Origin of the sequence: Phyllobacterium sp. 1468 (assembly GCF_031455525.1) — a bacterium.
Classification (GTDB): Bacteria; Pseudomonadota; Alphaproteobacteria; order Rhizobiales; family Rhizobiaceae; genus Phyllobacterium.
This window is the reverse complement of record NZ_JAVDSX010000010.1, coordinates 59520-77312: the sequence shown is the minus strand read 5'-3', so window position 1 is coordinate 77312 and position 17793 is coordinate 59520. Positions and strand designations below refer to the sequence as shown.

Sequence of the window (17793 nt, the reverse complement as noted above, 5' to 3'; positions counted from 1 at the left end):
CGCTCTATGACCCGTATGTCAGCCCAGCCAAGGCAGGGCCGTCGTTGATCTGTCGCAGTTTTGCGACAGTTGCGATTAGAAATCGCTGAACGACACCTTATCGGGAAAGCCGAGCCGTTTCAGTTTGCGATGCAGGGTGGCGCGGCTGATGCCCAGATTGTTTGCGGCAGCGGATATGTTGCCGCCAGAACGTGCCAAAGCACGCTGGATGGCGCCTCGTTCTGCGGTGGCATAATCGAGCTCGGCATTGGCTTGCTCGCCCAGAACATCAGAAGCCGGCAAGGGGTTGCGGAGCGATTCATCGGTCAATCCAAGCATATGGCGTGCTGCACGGGAAGCGCCGATAACGAGATCATCCTCATCCACAGCAATCAGTGCATGCATGGCTCGTTCGCTTGCCGCGTCCGCGCCTTGCGCCAAAACAATTCTTGCCTTGGGGAATGCCAACCGGAAGTTCTCGGCCTCGAGCCTGCGCGCAGCATCAACCACGGCAACAGCAATGAGTTTGACGAAATCCTCGGTCAAGTCGCGGCGCGCCGATGAGACGTCAATTGCCGCAATCAGGCGGCCCCGATGATCGAAAATCGGCGCAACAGTACAGGACAGCGCAGTGTTCCGGCTGCGGAAATGTTGATCCCGGTGGATGGTAAGCGCCCTCTGTTCGGCAAGTGCGGTACCGATTCCATTGGTCCCTTCGCTCTCCTCGCTCCACACTACTCCGGTCCAAAGACCGATCGTGCGGAATGTCGCGTCATCTCCTTCGTAGCCGCGGCGATCAACCGGAACTCCATCCTTGTCAGCGAGCAGGACACAGCAGCCTGCACCACCGACAGCGGAATAAAGGCGGTCCAGCGTCGACTCTGCGGTATCGATTAATGATCCAAGCCGTTCGCGCGCATCTTTCAGTTCACGGTCGGTGAGCACATTCGGCGCGCCTTCTTCGGGACTCAAACCGTAAAGACGCATCGAACGGCCCCAGGATGCGATCAGCGCAGATTGTGCAGCGGCACTTCCGATCAATGCGGACTGTATATGTTCGGCATGCAAGCCATCATGCCGCGTTGCCATGGCCTCCTCCCAAGGTTCAAGCGAACTACCATCGCTATTGCCAGCGTATGCTACTTTGACTTGCCGTCAACGGTCGATTTTGTCGTCACAACTGGCGGCGGACACCTCCGCCACCAGCCAATGTCGTCCGAACTTACTTGCTCCAGCTCTTGACCAGCTCATCGTAGTTGACGGTCTGGGGCTTTTCCTTTTCGTTCTCGATCTTCAACTGGGGTGCCAGATGGCCGTTTTTGACGGCATCGGCATTCCAGTAGGCAAGGTCATGTTCTTCGGCCAGTTTCGGACCGATATCACCCTGCACGCCTGACTTTTCGAGGCGTCCGAGAACCTTCTCCTGCTCGGAACACAGCGAGTCCATGGCTTCCTGCGCGGATTTCGCACCGGAAGACGCATCGCCGATCGCCTGCCACCAGAGCTGAGCCAGCTTCGGATAGTCCGGAACGTTGGTACCCGTCGGCGACCACTGCAGGCGTGCCGGCGAGCGATAGAACTCGACCAGACCGCCGAGTTTTGGCGCACGGTCGGTGAAGCTCTTGTGATCGAGCGTGGACTGGCGAATGAAGGTAAGGCCAACATGGCTTTTCTTAACGTCGACGGTCTTCGATGTCACAAACTGGGCATAGAGCCACGCAGCCTTGGCCCGATCATCCGGAGTGGACTTAAGCAGCGTCCAGGAACCCGCATCCTGATACCCGAGCTTCATGCCGTCTTTCCAGTAAACGCCATGCGGGCTGGGGGCCATGCGCCATTTCGGCGTACCGTCGGCATTGACGACCGGTAGTCCGTCCTTGACGCTGTCTGCGGTGAAGGCCGTGTACCAGAAGATTTGCTGGGCGACATTGCCTTGCGCGGGGATCGGCCCGGATTCGGAGAAGGTCATGCCCTGAGCTTCCGGCGGTGCATAGGCCTTCAGCCAATCGAGATATTTCTGTATCGAGTAAACCGCGGCTGGACCATTGGTATCACCGCCGCGAGCGACGCATGAGCCAACTGGCTGTGACTTTTCGTTGACCTTGATGCCCCATTCATCGACTGGCAGACCATTCGGGATACCCTTGTCGCCGTTGCCAGCCATGGAAAGCCACGCATCGGTAAAGCGCCAGCCAAGCGATGGGTCCTTCTTGCCGTAGTCCATATGGCCGAAGACCTTCTTGCCATCGATCTCCCGGCCGGTGAAGAACTCGGCGATATCCTCGTAAGCCGACCAATTGACCGGTACGCCGAGATCATAGCCATACTTTGCCTTGAAATCCGCCTTGTTCTTTTCGTCGTTGAACCAGTCATAGCGGAACCAGTACAGGTTCGCGAATTGCTGGTCTGGCAATTGATAAAGCTTGCCATCCGGTGCAGTCGTGAACGATTTGCCGATGAAATCATCGACGTCGATGCCCGGATTGGTGACATCCTTACCTTCGTTTGCCATCCAGTCGGTCAAGTTGCGTGCCTGCTGATAGCGCCAATGCGTACCAATCAGATCGCTATCGTTGATATAGGCGTCATAAATGTTTTCGCCCGACTGCATCTGCGTCTGCAGCTTTTCGACCACGTCACCTTCACCGATCAGATCATGGGTGATCTTGATGCCGGTGATATCTGTGAAGGCCTTGGCGAGTGTCTTGGACTCGTAATCGTGCGTGGTGATGGTTTCGGAAACCACCTTGATGTCCATACCGGCGAAGGGCTTCGCCGCGTCGACGAACCACTGCATTTCCTTTTCCTGTGCCGCCCTGTCGAGGGTCGACATGTCGCCAATCTCCTTGTCCAGGAATGCCTTGGCTTCGTCCATTCCGGCCCAGGCACTGCCTGCACCGAACAGCAGCGCCAAGGCTGTGGTTGTCGTTAGAATTCGCGTTCGCATAATAGTGTCCTCCCAGAGTTGCGATTGCATCGTCAAGTGCGGGGCGGGATGCCCTACACTTAATTTCTAGACATAGCGGAATACACCGATGGCGTAGACCACGGATAAAGCCAAAGCCCACCAGAGGTTCGGACCGACAAGTCCAAGCCAGGCGAGATGAATGAAGGCGCTGCCGAGCAACGACACGAACAGGCGATCGCCGCGTGTGGTTTCAAAGCGCAGGATACCAACACGCGGATTGCCGCCCGGCGAGGCATATTCCCAGACGGCCATCAGCGACATCAGAAAGAAAATGGTCAGGAAAAATAGTGCGGTCGGGAAGGTCCAGGCCATCCAACCGCCTTTGACCAATGGAGCGAACCAGTCACGCGCGCCGTCCTTGAGAGGGACGGCGCCCACGAGCAGCCCGACCATGATTGCGAAAGCGGCGACGACAGCCGCCAGCACTACAGGCCAACGCCTGGTCGATTCCATTAAACCCTCCCCAGGGCGAAGCCCTTGGCGATGTAGTTGCGGACAAAGTAAATAACGATGGCGCCCGGGATGATCGTCAGCACACCGGCCGCGGCCAGAACGCCCCAATCCATGCCGGAGGCGGAAACCGTGCGGGTCATGATGGCAGCGATCGGTTTGGCCGCAGTGGTCGTCAGCGTGCGGGCGATCAACAATTCCACCCACGAGAACATGAAGCAGAAGAAGGCGGCAACGCCGATGCCACTGGCGATGAGCGGTACGAATATCTTCACGAAGAAGCGCGGGAATGAATAGCCATCGATATAAGCCGTCTCATCGATCTCCTTGGGGACCCCGGACATGAAACCTTCGAGAATCCACACCGCGAGCGGTACATTGAACAGGCAGTGCGCCAGCGCTACGGCGACATGCGTATCGATCAGGCCAAAGGCCGAATAAAGCTGGAAGAACGGCAACGCAAACACGGCAGGCGGCGCCATGCGGTTGGTGAGCAGCCAAAAGAACAAATGCTTGTCGCCGAGGAACCGGTAGCGCGAGAAGGCATAGGCTGCAGGCAACGCCACCAGCACCGAGATCACCGTGTTCATCATCACATAGATGATGGAATTGATATAACCCTTGTACCAGGATGGATCGGTGAAGATGACCGCATAATTGTTCAGGGTCGGGTTCTGCGGCCAAAGTGCAAATGAGTTCATGATCTCATTGTTTGTCTTGAAGCTCATATTGATGAGCCAGTAGATCGGCAGCATCAAAAAGATGATGTACAGCGTCGGGATCAGCCACCAGAACTTCGATTCATCGCCGCGCTTGCGCATCTGTCGCGCCAGCGCCTTTGCGATTTTTCCTTGCTGGATGTCGTCATGCCTGGATGTCCGTGGAAGGCTCGCGTCGTTAACATTCATATCAGCGCTCCGCATCGTAATTGGTCATGACGGTGTAGAAGACCCACGACATCAGCAGGATGATCAGGAAGTAGACGATCGACATGGCCGCGGCAGGCCCGAGGTCGAACTGGCCGACCGCCATCTTGACGAGATCGATCGACAGGAACGTCGTCGAACTGCCTGGTCCACCGCCGGTGACGACGAAGGGTTCGGTGTAGATCATGAAACTGTCCATGAAGCGCAGAAGTACGGCGATAAGCAAAACGCGGTTCATCTTCGGCAACTGGATATAACGGAATACCGCCCAGCGTGAGGCGCCATCGATCTTTGCCGCCTGATAGAATGCATCGGGAATGGACACGAGACCGGCATAACAAAGAAGCACGACGAGGCTCGTCCAATGCCAGATATCCATGATTACAATCGTAAACCAGGCCGCGACAGGATCGGCAGCATAATTATAGGCAATGCCCATTTTCGCCAAGGAGTAGCCCAACAATCCAATGTCAGATCGGCACAGGAGCTGCCAGATCGTGCCGACTACGTTCCACGGAATGAGGAGCGGCAGTGCCATCAGGACCAGACAGACGGGAACCCCCCAGCCCTTGCGCGGCATATTGAGCGCAATGATGATGCCCAGCGGGATCTCGATCGCAAGGATAATGAAGGAGAAGATGAGATTGCGCCCGAGCGCTGCATGAAAGCGCTCGGAGTGGAGGATTTCGTCAAACCAGTCGGTGCCAGCCCAGAAGAACTGATTGTTGCCGAAAGTATCCTGCACCGAATAGTTGACCACGGTCATCAGCGGGATGACAGCTGAAAAGGCCACGAGCAGCAGTACGGGCAAGACCATGAACCAGGCTTTGTTGTTCCAGGTTTTCTCCATGGCTATTGTCCCCCCACGCGCCAGCTATCGGCATAGATGTTGATGCCTTTTGGATCGAAGGCGATGTGCGGTTCGGCCGGAATATCCCCGCCCTCCTCGACAATGATGGCGATGTCCTGGTTTTCGAGCCGGGTCCGGACGATCTTGTGCCGGCCGATGTCCTCGACCTTGGCAATTTTTACCGGCATCCCGGTGCGCCCGAGGCGCACATATTCTGGCCGGATGCCAAGCTCGATGATCTTAGCATTGGCAGGCATCGCCGGCGAAGGCAGCTGGATCTGATGGCTGCCGATCTGAGCGATCCCGCCGGAAAGTTTCACGGGCATGACGTTCATGCCGGGCGAGCCGATGAAGTACCCGACGAATGTGTGTTTCGGCCGCTCGAACAGTTCTTCCGGCGTGCCGATCTGCACGATTTCGCCGTCATACATGACCACGACTTTCTGGGCGAAGGTCAGCGCCTCCGTCTGGTCGTGCGTGACATAGACCATCGTGTAGCCGAAGCGCTGGTGCAACTGTTTCAACTGCGACCGGAGCACCCACTTCATGTGCGGGTCGATAACGGTAAGCGGCTCGTCGAAAAGGATCGCGTTGACATCGGAACGGACGAGCCCGCGGCCGAGCGAAATCTTCTGTTTCTGGTCGGCGGTAAGGCCGCGGGCCTTCTTTTTGGCCCAGCTGGCAAGGTCGATCATCTCCAGCGTCTCGCGCACCTTGCGATCGATTTCCGCTTCCGGAACGCCGCGATTGCGCAAAGGAAAGGCGAGATTGTCGTAAACGGTCATCGTGTCGTAAATGACCGGGAACTGAAACACCTGCGCGATGTTGCGTTCCTGCGTGGACAGGTTCGTCACGTCGACGCCGTCGAACAGCAATTGTCCGTGCGAGGGATGGATCAACCCGGATATGATGTTCAAGAGCGTAGTCTTGCCGCAACCGGACGGTCCGAGCAGGGCATAGGCACCGCCGTCTTCCCAGCTGTGGTGCACTTCCTTCAGCGCATAGTCCTTATCCGATTTCGGGTTGGCACCGTAGGCGTGGCGAATATGGTTGAGGTCGATGCGTGCCATGGCTCCCCCCTATGCCGCCAGCTTCTGGCGACGGCTGACGGAATTGCCGCTCGCGTCGAAAATCACCAGATTGCGCGGGTCGATGAAGATATCGATCTCCTCATCGGGCGCATAGATATGGATGCCATGCGTCAGCATCGTCCAACGCGCGTCGGCGAAGGAGAGGTGGACAAAGCTTTCAGAACCCGTGATTTCGGTAGCCGTGACCGTTGCTTTGAGGCCGATCTCGTCAGGATTCCTGCGGCTCGTATTCACATGATGCGGCTGGAAACCGATCGTATATGTACCGTCGGCGAACGCCGCGAGATGTGCGGGTACCGGTAGCGCAACGCCGCCTTCAAGCTGAAATGCCTTGCCAAACTTCGCCAGCGCGATCGTGTTGAGTGGCGGATCGGCAAAAGTCTGTGCAGTTATCAGATCGTCGGGCCGGCGGAAGACATCGATGGTTGGCCCGAACTGGGTGATTCGACCTTCGGACAAGGTCGCCGTGTTGCCACCAAGCAGCAAGGCTTCGTGTGGCTCGGTTGTGGCATAGACGAAAATCGTACCGGACTCGGCGAAAATCCTCGGCAATTCCTGACGCAGTTCCTCGCGCAGCTTATAGTCGAGATTGGCAAGCGGCTCGTCGAGCAGAACCAGCTTGGCGTTCTTTACGATAGCGCGCGCCAGCGCAGTGCGCTGCTGCTGGCCGCCGGAAAGATTGAGCGGCGTCCGATCGAGGAAGGGCGTAAGTTTCAACATCTCGGCGGCCTTGCGCACTTCGCGGTCGATTGTCTCTTTGTCGGCGCCGGCCACACGCATCGGCGAAGCAATGTTCTCGTAGACCGTAAAGGCCGGGTAATTGATGAACTGTTGATAGACCATGGCGACCGAGCGCTTCTGGACCGGCACGCCTGTCACGTCCTTGCCATCGAACCAGACCGAGCCGGAGGTCGGCACGTCCAATCCTGCCATGATGCGCATGAGGCTGGTCTTGCCGGACAGGGTCGGCCCGAGCAGGACGTTCAGCGTTGCATGTTCCAAAGTCAGCGATATATCGCTGAGATGGGGTTTTCCGCCCACTACCTTGGATACATTCCGCAGTTCCAACATTCCAACTCCTCCCTCATGCTTCATTCTGAGCCTTGTTCATTTCATATCTCCCGCCTCCACCGGAGATGAAATGCGGTGAATCCTTAGGCCCCTCCTGACTTTGGATCGCCAGCCATGCCTACTCCTCCAGTGCTGGCGATATCTTCCAGTCTCTCAATTTGTAGACGGTTCCGGGCCGAGGCCGTGGTTCGCTTGCTCCCTCTTTCATCCGCCGTTTGAAACTGTGAATGGGGGTTGCAAGATCATCGATGCGAATTTCAACGACGGATGGACCATCGCAAGCAAAAGCCTTGTCCAGAGCGGGCCCGATCTGGTCGGGTGTTTCAACGTAAAAGCCTTCAAGACCTAAACCCTGCGCTGCAGCCGCAAATCCAGGCTTGCAGCTTTGGTTCTCCAATAGTGCAGATTGAACGTTCTTGAAGAAAATATCCTGCCACAGCTGAATCCAACCGAGCCGACCATTGTTCAGGACAATGTTCACGACCCGTTGCTTATGTTGCAGCTGGCTCGCCAATTCGCCGATCGTGTAGGAAAACCCTCCATCTCCGGCCACGGTGACGACACGGACACCAGGGCGTGTGGCAGCTGCACCAACGGCTGCGGGGGTCGAATATCCCAGTCCGCCTTGTCCGCGTGCATAAAGGAAGCTACGGCCGGCCTTCTTGGCCGGGAGAAAATTGGCGATCCATCCCGCAGAGAAGCTGGCATCAGAGATCACGATATCGTCTTCACCAAGACGCTTTGCCAGCTCGAACATTGCACGTGGCGGCGAGATCGGAACTTGGTCGCTAACAATTTCGATGCGTTTTTGTTCTTCGCCTTCCGCCTTTACCGCGCTAATGCGCTCGATCCACTGAGGATGCGACTGATCATCGAGCGCAGCGTTTAACAGACTGAGCGTCTCACGGACATCGCCTAACAGTGGGACTGTCGGACGGAACGTTCGTCCATGCTCCAATGGGTCCGCATCGATGGTGATTGTAGCCTGTTCTGGAAGAGGCAATGTCCAATTCATCGCGGTATTCTGGCTGGCTTTCGAGCCGCACCAGATCACAAGATCGGCCTCTTTGATCAGCTCGATAGCTGCCCAGGAACCAAGCGGATTCAATGCGCCAGCGGCGTATGGCAGTGTCTCTGCTACTGCGCCGCGGCCCGTCAAACTGGTGACTACGAGCCCTTGGAGTTTTTCTGCGAAAACACCAACATCCATGGTTGCGTCCGATCCATGTACGCCTCCGCCGCACACCAGTGCCGGCCGTTTGGCCCTGCGAATAAGGCTAATAGCCTCTTGGATCGGTCCCGCAGGCGGCGCCGAGCGTAGGTAGGGCGCACGGATCGCTCGATCGTCGATTGCAATCTTGATTTTCTCTTCATCCCATTCTGCATCAAATATGTCGTGTGGTATGATCAACGCAACCGGACCTTGGCGCGGTGACGTGGCTGTGCGAAACGCTGTCCGGATCAGTTCGGGCAGCGCTGCCACGGATGGAACCAGCCAAGCTTCCTTCGAAATGGATTTGAAGAAAGTCAGCTGGTCAAAGCCTTGGGAGGCAATTCCTTTGTCTTTAAGCGGCAGCCAGTCGAGCGGCAATTCACCGACAATGCCAATCATTGGAATGGAGGCATTCAGGGCTTCTACAAATCCAGCGGAGAGCAGATTGGCTCCCGGACCGACTGTCACATCGCAAACACCGGGCTTCCCGGTCAAACGCGCATAAGCGTCAGCCGCATATGCCGCATTGCGCTCGTCGCGCATCAAAATATGACGAATTCGGTCGGTACGGCGAGAGATGCCGTCATGCAACGCTGTCGTCTGGCCGCCGGGCATGCCGAATATGAGCTCCACGCCATATTGCGCCAGCATTTCCGATACCAGATCTCCTATATGAGCCATTACAATTCTTCCCTGCGTGTTTGTGTGTGTTAGTGTGCCAAGGCGCGTTTACTGCCCGGCGGGAGCGACGTTTTGCTTCTTGTCGGTTTGTTCCAGATGGCAGCGATGCTGGTGACCGTTTCCTTGTAGGTGGAATACTTTTCTTCAATCGCAGATACCCTTTCGGTAACGGGATCAAAGCGCCGTTCGACCACGACCATTTTCTCGATTGCCGTTTCAATGTCCGCATAAAGCCCGCTTGCAACAGCGCCACATATGGCAGCACCCTTGGCACCGAATTCCGTACCGTTGGCTATCTCAACGGAAAGGTTTAAGCCGTCCGCGAACATCTGCGCCCACACATTGCTCCGCGACGGTCCTCCAGCGAGCCGCACGACGTCGGGGATGGCCGCATCAGGTCCTTCCAGGTGGGTCTCAAGGTCGTACTTGTGCGCAAAGACAATGCCTTCATAGACGGCTCGCATTACGTCACCTAGATCGTTGTCAGCCGTCAGACCGAGAAAGCCTCCCGGAGCACCTTGAGGACCGCCAAAAAGGAAGGGGAAAAACAAGATATCGTTGTCCTTCTTGAGGGCGATATCTACCAATGCGTTGCAAACATCATAGATGGATTTACCTTCCTGCAAGGCGCGATCACCCTCTGCTGAAAGCATCGTCTTACACATCCATTCCAGGTTGCTTGCCGATGTGGGCGTGGCTGATGTCGCAAGAAAGGTCCTGGCAACCGGGTAGGCCGCTTGAATAGTCGGAAGCGGGTTCAAGGTTGGGAGATGATGTAGCGTGGAGTTGATACTGAATGTTCCCGCCACAACGGCCAGCTGGTTGGGAGCCGTGACACCTGACGCAAGTGCGCAGCCCACTACATCGTAAACGCCCCGCGCCACGGGCGTACCGGCAATTAACCCAGTCTGACGTGAGGCAGCTTCGCTCAGACCTGCGGCAATATCTGTCGATGGCAAGACCGGCGGCAGCTTACCGATCCACTCGCCGAGGCCGAGCTGTTCAAGTGCGGTGCTCGCGATTGTACCGGTATTGACATCAATAATACCGGCACAGCCGCCGTCCGTTGCATCCGTGGAAATATCGTTGCACAGCCGCATCCTCAAAAAGTCCTTGCACAGAAGGACGTGTGCGGCGCGGTGGAGTGTCTGTGGTTCAAATCGCGAGAACCATGCCAGCAGAGCCAAGGTCTGTCCGGGCCATATCTGCTGTTGTATGTGTGTCGAAAGATCCTTCGACAGACCTGTCTTCGACCATTCATCAATCAGGGCAGCGCTGCGGGAATCAGTGGAAACAACGCCGTTGCGCACCGGCCGCCCTTCCTTGTCGACGATGAAAACACCCGCTCCAAATCCTGATGGTGTGATCGCAATGATTTGCTCCGGCGCAGTGCCGGTCTTCTCCATTACGCTTCGGATCGCCTGGCACGTCGCCTGCCACATGGCGTCGGCGTCGCGTTCGGTCCAGCCCGCTTTGGGAAACAACATTTTGTTCGGGCGACGCTCGCATGCCAGTTCGTTTCCGAAAGGATCGAACAGAGCAACCTTCGTCATTGTCCCGCCGGCGTCTATGCCGATGAGGCGCTCACGCATTTCTCCTCCCTCTTGCCGCTTTACTCGCCCACTCCTCTGAGCACTGCCAAAATTCGCACTTTGGATCGCGACAACTTGTTATTATGAGTTAACCTATCCGAACTTTCACAATAGTCAATCACCCATTTCAAATTCTGGAGCATTCCTAATTTCCTCAACGTAATTGGCATTTTTTGGCACATTTCGTATTCGCGACATGCATGAGCCGCTTTCCAAAACCATGACTTGTAATTATAAGTGTGCGCAACCGACTTGCTGTTGAACGGCGGAGTTGGACCCGAGGGAGGCGTAGCAATGCGAACCAGAGTTGATGTTGTTGAAAGATTGAATGCGATACAGCGTGACCCAGGAAATATCTTGATCGTCGGTGGCGGAGTTAATGGACTGGGGCTGTACCGCGATCTGGCGCTGCAAGGCTGTCCAGCAGTGCTTGTCGACAAAGGAGACTTTTCGTCAGGTACAAGTGCGGCTCCATCCCGGCTTATTCACGGCGGCTTGCGTTATCTCGAGACCGGTGAATTCGCATTGGTGAAAGAGTCGGTTATCGAGCGGAATCACTTGCTTCTCAACGCATCGCACCTCGTCCATCCCCTGAGGGTATGGGTGCCGGCATTCAGTTGGGTGGGCGGCGCATTCTCGGCAGCATTGCGATTCCTGCGGCTGAAGAAAACGCCGGGTGCCAAAGGCATCTTCGTCATCAAGCTCGGACTTTCTTTTTTCGATCGTTTCGGCAAGGCCAATCAGACAATGCCGCACCATAGGCTCGTGGGATCCAGAGAAGTAAGGAAACGTCTATCCCAGCTTTCGAAAAAGGTGCGGGCTGTTGCCGAATATTACGACGCGCGCGTAACACATCCGGAAAGACTTGCGCTCGAGCTGGCCGGGGACGCCGAACGCGATTGCCCTGAATCGATCGCGATACCATACATGTCTTTGCGGAGTACCATTGACGGCAAGGTCGAACTGTACGATGAGATCGGCAGGCAATCATTTTGGTTGCAGCCTTCGATCGTCGTTAATTGCGCTGGCCCCTGGGTCGATCAGGTTAACTGCGGCCTTGGTATCGATCGCCGCCTTATGGGAGGCACGAAGGGTTCGCATGTTGTCCTTGAAAGACCAGATCTCGCACTAAAACTGGATGGTCTGATGTTATATTTCGAGACCTACGATCATCGCGCATGCCTGATTTATGCGCTCGATAAAACGCACGTTTTGCTCGGGACGACTGACCTGCGAACCAGCGATCCAGACGACACGGTTTGCTCCGACAATGAGATTGACTACCTGTTCGAGGTTTTGGAGCAAGTGCTGCCGGGCGTGAAGCCAAGAAGGCAAGACATAGTGTTTTCCTATGCTGGCATTAGACCCCTGCCCTACAATGACGGCGGAGCCACGGGTGCCATCAGCCGCGATCATTTCCTGACGACTTTTGCTCCTGATGACGACCGCCATTTCGCAGTCGTGAGTCTGGTCGGTGGCAAGTGGACCACATATCGGGCGTGTGCAGCGCAGATGTCGGAAGTGGTGTTGCGACATTGCGGCAGGTTAAGGATCCGCGATACTCTTGAGGTTGAAGTTGGTGGAGGCAAAGGGTTCTCGTCGAAGCCACATGACGTGGCGATAAAGAGCCAGGCGCTCGCACGAGCTCACCGCATGGAAGTCGATGACGCAATTAGGCTGTTCAAGCGATACGGCAACACTGCCGGAGCTATTGCTGCTGAGGTAGAAGCCTGCAATCATGAGTGTCTAACCTTCGCACCAGACTATTTTGTTGGCGAAATCGTTTGGATCGTGAAAAATGAACGCGTGACGAGACTTGCCGATATTATTCTGAGACGGACATTGATGGCATTCGAGAACAAGGCAAGTCACGGGCTTATCCGGGAAGTCGCCGGCATAGCTGCTTCAACATTGAAATGGCACGCGGCTCACATGGAACATGAAATTCACCAGACGATCGATTGCCTTCGCTTGCGCCATCATGTTCGGATACCTTTGCCGATATGACTACATCTGTAAAACAAAGAAAGTCGACCACCAAAACGGCGAGCAGGCGTCTTCCCGAACGGCGCCTGATAAGTGACGGCGGAACGCCACTATGGGCACAGGTCAAGTCTTCCCTAATCGAGATGATTGCAGACGGCAGGATGGAGCCCCGTTCGAAACTTCCCTCGGAAACCGAGCTTTGCGAGACATTTGACGTCTCCCGAACGGTTGTGCGCGAAGCATTGAAGCAACTCGTCTTCGAACGTTTGGTGTACAAGCATCAGGGAAAGGGGACCTTTGTCGCTGAACGGCGTGATGAACAGGATTTTATTGGCTCAACTGTTGGTTTCAGCGATGAGTTGATGGGCAAGAACAAACTGGTAACGCGTCGTGTTATTCGCCAGGAAGTAGCACTTCCAACATCTCGGGCGCGCAAACTGCTGCGGCTCGAAGGGGATGAGCGCGTTGTTTTGATTGATCGCGTTATGATTGTCGATGGGGAGCCGCGAACGCTCGTGCGCATCAGTCTGCGCCAAAGTGCTGTTCCAGGAATTGAAGCGCTGCCGCTCGAAAACCGCTCTCTTTATGAAACCCTCCGCCGACAATATGGCATCAGTCTCAATCGCGCTGAAAGGTGGATTGAAGCCTATACGCCAACCGCAGAAGAAGCGCAGTTGCTGCAGGTTCCAGCCAATACGCCTTTGGTTTCAATTGAGTCCTGCTCTTACGGAGATGGCGACGACCCTATTGAATATTTCGTAGCTATCTACCGTACCGATCGTGCCAGACTTCATTTCGTAGTCAAATAGTATTGAGCCAGCAAGGCTTTCAAACATCCTCAATTTCGGATCAAACGCGTAGGCTGTGAGTCCCATACGCATTGTCAAACCGTGAATATTTGACGTTTGAGAATCCCGTGGACGCGGACGAACAATTTAGCACAAGAAGTACTGGATTTCAGCGTTTGTTCAGACCCGCAACCTGCGGATAAACCTTCGTTTGAAAATGCCGACAAGAGGCAATTTCCCGCAAATTTGGATTGTAGCGCCAATATCGACAATTTCGCTTACTCTTCCCTCGGCAGGTGGGAAACGTTGAGCTTTGGACAGCCACAAGATGACACCGTTCGGAAAACCGTCTCTAGGCCAACATATCTTGCGAATAGGTTTGATGCTATATTTTGCATTCGTTGCCCACTTCGAAGCAGTGACCGGAACCCAATATAATGATCGAGAGTGACACGAGGCAGGCAAATTGGCGTCGCGCGAACCCGAAAAAATATGATGCCCATTTGGCGGTGCAACGAGCGCTGAAAGTTGGAAAGTTGGAGAGACAGGCCTGTGAAGTCTGCGGTATTGAAGCTGTCGACGCACATCACGACCGATACGATGAGCCACTGCAAGTCCGTTGGCTGTGCCGGCGACATCACACTCGCCTTCATCGCTATGGAGAAGACATGTTCCCAATTAAATCGACTATTTGAGATACCGAGAGACTGGCACGCGTTGAAAGGATATCAACTGTGGATCCACGAGTTATCACGTCTCCTAGTTCCACTTTGGCCATCATCTGATCTTTTCAGCACAACCCGAAACAAGGCGTGAGCATGTTCGCCTTCGACAGCAACTGGCGCTCATCGTTGCATGCTCGAGCGGAGGCGAGACCAAAGGTAATTGTCTCGCCTTTTCGATAATGCGCAGCAGCGCCGCGCGCGTCCCTATGGCGCCACGAATGACTTTGAGGCTTTCATGGCTAATGCGATAAGCTCGTCGGCTTGACCAATGGCAAGAGGTGATCGTTCGTTGCTCGTCCGGATGGTGTCATATCTAACCGCTTGCTCAGAAGTCCTCGAACTTGATGTATATCTTGCCGTAGTCATCGCACGGATATGCGACCAGATTTTTCGGTCGCGTTCTGCAAAGCTTGGCGCTGGCCAAGTGTTTGTTGTCGATATACCAATAATCATCCCCTCCACCGACAATATCACAGCAATCATGCTTATAAGTGCCGACCTGGGTGCCGTATAGATTTACGAGATATAGCCGATATTCGCGCCGAATGGTGGCCTTCAGGTTCGGCCCGATTGCGACGCTGCAATCCTGACTTGCATCGCATTGCGCTGTTCCCTCAAGATGGGATTGATCCGGTTTGCCGATCCAGATTTTCACCGAGTACGGTTTTGGCAGGGTGGCTGGGTCGGCGCAGGCCGTAGACGAAAGCCACGCGATGAGTGGCAGCGCGACCAAAACGTTCTTCAACATGCGTGATTCCCCAATTGATCCCCGCTGGATTTTTTATCTCCCGCCATGTCGAAATTAGGGCTTAGGTTATCGGTCCGACGTTGCGACCGGATTTAACAATTGCAACCAGAAAATAGGTTAAACAAGCCAGGCTACCCTCTTGTGCCCGATGGGCCATCAAACCGGATTAAAACCTGTCGCTCCTGGTTTGGATCAGAAACCCAGCCGAGTTGCGAGAACAGTTTTCCAAACCTACTGACATGCTCCCATTTTTCACTTTGCTCAAAAGGTGGACCGTCATCTCCATAGCATTGGATAGACAGGCACGTTTCGCCTTTGCCACGCAGCTTGGCGATAAACTCCCCAACGGAACCATTCGTGCCGATGTGGTGTGATACAGTACCACCAGGCCTGACCCATTTATTTTGTATGAGCAGATTGTAGGCCGTCCACATCATGTGGTCGTTTTGTAAAGCTGCGATGAATTCCAGACTCCTGCTCAAATCTGCCTTGAGTTCAGGGCTGCCTTCGAGCGGGTCGATCTGCCCTGCTGTATTGTCTTGAGTCACCCGTTTCACCTCGATGTCAGCATGAACCTACCGCGGAGAGTTACCGTTGGATTTATCGACAGCTTACCAAATAATATCTTAGACTTGTGTGACCTGCTCCCCTGGAATGTCCTCGATTTGAGGTTAGTCTGTTCTCCACACCAGGAGACAGAAAATGAAGCGATCCCGTTTCAGCGACGAGCAGATCATTGGTATTTTGAAGGAGCATCAGGCCGGACTATCGGCTGCTGACCTTTGCCGGAAATACGGTGTCAGCGATGCGACATTTTACAAGTGGCGCTCGAAGTTTGGTGGCATGGAAGTGCCGGAAGCCAAGAGGCTAAAGGCACTTGAGGAAGAAAACGGCAAACTGAAGCGTCTCTTGGCGGATGCGATGCTGGATGTATCGACGCTCAAAGAGATGCTTGGAAAAAACTTTTGAGGCCCGGTTCGAGGAGAGATGCCGTGAACTGGGCCATGACCGAAAAGAACTAGTCGCAACGCCGTGCCTGTGGACTCGTGGGGATTGATCCGCGGGTTTATCGCTATCGGTCAAGCCGGGCGGATGATGCAGATCTCCGGCACCGCATGCGGGAGCTGGCCAGCGAACGTCGCCGCTTTGGCTACCGCCGGCTTCACATTCTGCTGAAGCGAGAAGGTGTCGAGGTCAATTGGAAGAAGCTTTACCGCCTCTACAAAGAGGAGCGGCTGACGGTGCGCAAGCGTGGCGGCCGCAAACGAGCGCTTGGCACACGTGCGCCGATGGCGATCCCCCAGGGTCCAAACCAGCGCTGGAGCCTCGACTTTGTCTCGGATTCTTTGACCGACGGCCGCCGCTTCCGGGTGCTCTGCGTCATCGATGACTTGAGCCGCGAATGTCTGGCAACGGTCGTCGACAATTCGATCTCGGGAACGCGCGTTAGCCGGGAGCTGGACAGGATCGTCGAACACCGTGGAATTCCCTGCATGGTTGTCTCGGACAATGGCACCGAACTGACCTCGAATGCCATCCTGAAATGGCAGCAGGAACGCCAGGTCGAATGGCACTATATCGCGCCGGGAAAACCGATGCAGAACGGCTTTGTCGAAAGCTTCAACGGCAGACTGCGTGATGAGTGCCTCAACGAGCATCTCTTCACCAGCTATCGGCACGCCCGCCAGATCATCGAGGAATGGAGGATTGACTATAATCTGAACCGACCCCACACAAGCCTTGACGGCATGACACCCTATGAGTTCGCAACCCGGTCCGAAAAAGGCCAAAACCAGAACAGAGCTAACTTATAAATGCGGACACAAAGGGGAGCAGGTCACTCCGCATCGCGGACTGAGTATGGATCGACTAATCAGTCGCGCCGCTGCTACGCTGTCCGGCATTGAAATGGTTCACATGATGCAACAGATCCGGACGAGCTGGTACAACATTTCTCCATGATTGCTGAAAATCATCCAGCCCAGACGTATCGAACGGCCTGTAAGTCCGTCGGTTCGCTTCCAGTAAAAGTCCGGATATCAATACCTTGCGCATCGCTTACCTTCGCGCTCGAACCAGATACCGGATCAGTGCAAACTGCACGCTCCGGAACCGGGATGTGGCTTCTGACTAAGCATTTCAATCCGCAAAACGTCATATGGTTGTTGGGTTTTTCGGGTATTCTGAGGCTGATTTCGGGCTAAGGACTTCAATTTTCTGGTTAGGCATTTCAATTCGACAAGCCATTGAGATCATTAGAAAGTAGCTCAGGCGAAGGGCAGCGAATTGATAGCACATCGGATAGAGCTGCAGAAAAATCGAGATTGACCATTGTTACTGGGTCATTTGCGAGCAATTCATTGTTCTACATAGGTTTACGCACCGCCTGCACACTGAGAATTGAAGTCCTTACCCAGAATCAGCACCCGATTTCTGGTTATGCATTTCATTGAAATCGTTAGTCAGAAGCCACACCCGCAATTTGCCCCGCGTGCCGGCGTTCTAAATTTTGCCGGCCTAGGCTAAGGTGATCTTAACATACTGTTTACGTTAATATTTTTCTGCTAACGGCACTTAACAATCACTTAGCTTCTTCTTATCGGACTGAAATACGTCGGAAGCCGTTATGGCCCCGCAATGCATCGCCACCTGCAGAACGATGGACGCGTAGTACGCTTCTTTGGTCGTCTAGACGCCTGTACTCGTTGATTCTACTGGTTTTTGT

At 54.9% G+C, this 17793-nt stretch carries 14 protein-coding genes and 1 pseudogene; 4 read left to right on the top strand and 11 right to left on the bottom strand.

Annotated features, from left to right (window positions below; genetic code table 11):
• Positions 1 to 75 precede the first annotated feature (75 nt).
• The 9 genes from J2X72_RS21660 to J2X72_RS21620 all read right to left on the bottom strand — a co-directional run bounded on the left by J2X72_RS21660 (position 76) and on the right by J2X72_RS21620 (position 10821).
• Positions 76 to 1068 (bottom strand): GAF domain-containing protein, encoded by a 993-nt coding sequence (locus J2X72_RS21660; protein ID WP_310075362.1) that lies wholly within the window; start codon positions 1066 to 1068, stop codon positions 76 to 78.
• Between the two features lie 133 nt (positions 1069 to 1201).
• Positions 1202 to 2926, bottom strand: coding sequence for an ABC transporter substrate-binding protein (locus tag J2X72_RS21655; protein ID WP_209998569.1), 1725 nt, complete (start codon positions 2924 to 2926; stop codon positions 1202 to 1204).
• 66 nt (positions 2927 to 2992) lie between these two features.
• On the bottom strand, positions 2993 to 3400 hold the full coding sequence (locus tag J2X72_RS21650) for a DUF2160 domain-containing protein (RefSeq protein WP_310075357.1): 408 nt from the start codon (positions 3398 to 3400) through the stop codon (positions 2993 to 2995).
• The gene (locus J2X72_RS21645) at positions 3400 to 4218 is read right to left on the bottom strand and encodes a carbohydrate ABC transporter permease (protein WP_310075514.1); all 819 of its coding nucleotides are present in this window, start codon (positions 4216 to 4218) and stop codon (positions 3400 to 3402) included. The genes J2X72_RS21650 and J2X72_RS21645 overlap by 1 nt, the downstream gene beginning before the upstream one ends.
• 88 nt (positions 4219 to 4306) lie before the next feature.
• Positions 4307 to 5173, bottom strand: coding sequence for a sugar ABC transporter permease (locus J2X72_RS21640; protein WP_310075355.1), 867 nt, complete (start codon positions 5171 to 5173; stop codon positions 4307 to 4309).
• A 2-nt stretch (positions 5174 to 5175) separates the two neighbouring features.
• Positions 5176 to 6243 (bottom strand): ABC transporter ATP-binding protein, encoded by a 1068-nt coding sequence (locus J2X72_RS21635; RefSeq protein ID WP_310075352.1) that lies wholly within the window; start codon positions 6241 to 6243, stop codon positions 5176 to 5178.
• A 9-nt stretch (positions 6244 to 6252) separates the two neighbouring features.
• On the bottom strand, positions 6253 to 7335 hold the full coding sequence (locus J2X72_RS21630; protein WP_310075350.1) for an ABC transporter ATP-binding protein: 1083 nt from the start codon (positions 7333 to 7335) through the stop codon (positions 6253 to 6255).
• 118 nt (positions 7336 to 7453) lie between these two features.
• The gene (locus J2X72_RS21625; RefSeq protein WP_310075347.1) at positions 7454 to 9229 is read right to left on the bottom strand and encodes a thiamine pyrophosphate-binding protein; all 1776 of its coding nucleotides are present in this window, start codon (positions 9227 to 9229) and stop codon (positions 7454 to 7456) included.
• 29 nt (positions 9230 to 9258) lie between these two features.
• Positions 9259 to 10821, bottom strand: coding sequence for an FGGY-family carbohydrate kinase (locus J2X72_RS21620; protein WP_310075345.1), 1563 nt, complete (start codon positions 10819 to 10821; stop codon positions 9259 to 9261).
• 294 nt (positions 10822 to 11115) lie between these two features.
• Between J2X72_RS21620 and J2X72_RS21615 the strand changes: the two genes are divergently transcribed.
• The 3 genes from J2X72_RS21615 (at position 11116) to J2X72_RS21605 (ending at position 14290) form a co-directional block, all read left to right on the top strand.
• Positions 11116 to 12828: a glycerol-3-phosphate dehydrogenase/oxidase gene (locus J2X72_RS21615; RefSeq protein WP_310075340.1), complete on the top strand. Its 1713-nt coding sequence runs from the start codon at positions 11116 to 11118 to the stop codon at positions 12826 to 12828.
• The gene (locus J2X72_RS21610) at positions 12783 to 13616 is read left to right on the top strand and encodes a GntR family transcriptional regulator (RefSeq protein ID WP_310075338.1); all 834 of its coding nucleotides are present in this window, start codon (positions 12783 to 12785) and stop codon (positions 13614 to 13616) included. Before J2X72_RS21615 ends, J2X72_RS21610 begins: the two co-directional genes overlap by 46 nt.
• Positions 13617 to 14032: 416 nt before the next feature.
• Positions 14033 to 14290: a hypothetical protein gene (locus J2X72_RS21605; RefSeq protein WP_310075335.1), complete on the top strand. Its 258-nt coding sequence runs from the start codon at positions 14033 to 14035 to the stop codon at positions 14288 to 14290.
• A 355-nt stretch (positions 14291 to 14645) separates the two neighbouring features.
• Here the strand turns inward: J2X72_RS21605 and J2X72_RS21600 are convergent, their stop codons facing one another.
• Both J2X72_RS21600 and J2X72_RS21595 read right to left on the bottom strand, forming a co-directional pair.
• A complete protein-coding gene (locus tag J2X72_RS21600; RefSeq protein ID WP_310075332.1) occupies positions 14646 to 15053 on the bottom strand; it encodes a hypothetical protein in 408 nt (135 codons plus the stop codon).
• Positions 15054 to 15199: 146 nt separating this feature from the next.
• A complete protein-coding gene (locus J2X72_RS21595; RefSeq protein WP_310075330.1) occupies positions 15200 to 15616 on the bottom strand; it encodes a hypothetical protein in 417 nt (138 codons plus the stop codon).
• A 154-nt stretch (positions 15617 to 15770) separates the two neighbouring features.
• On the opposite strand from J2X72_RS21595, the pseudogene J2X72_RS21590 reads away from it, so the two are divergent.
• Positions 15771 to 16882, top strand: a pseudogene (locus tag J2X72_RS21590) (IS3 family transposase).
• Positions 16883 to 17793: the final 911 nt, after the last annotated feature.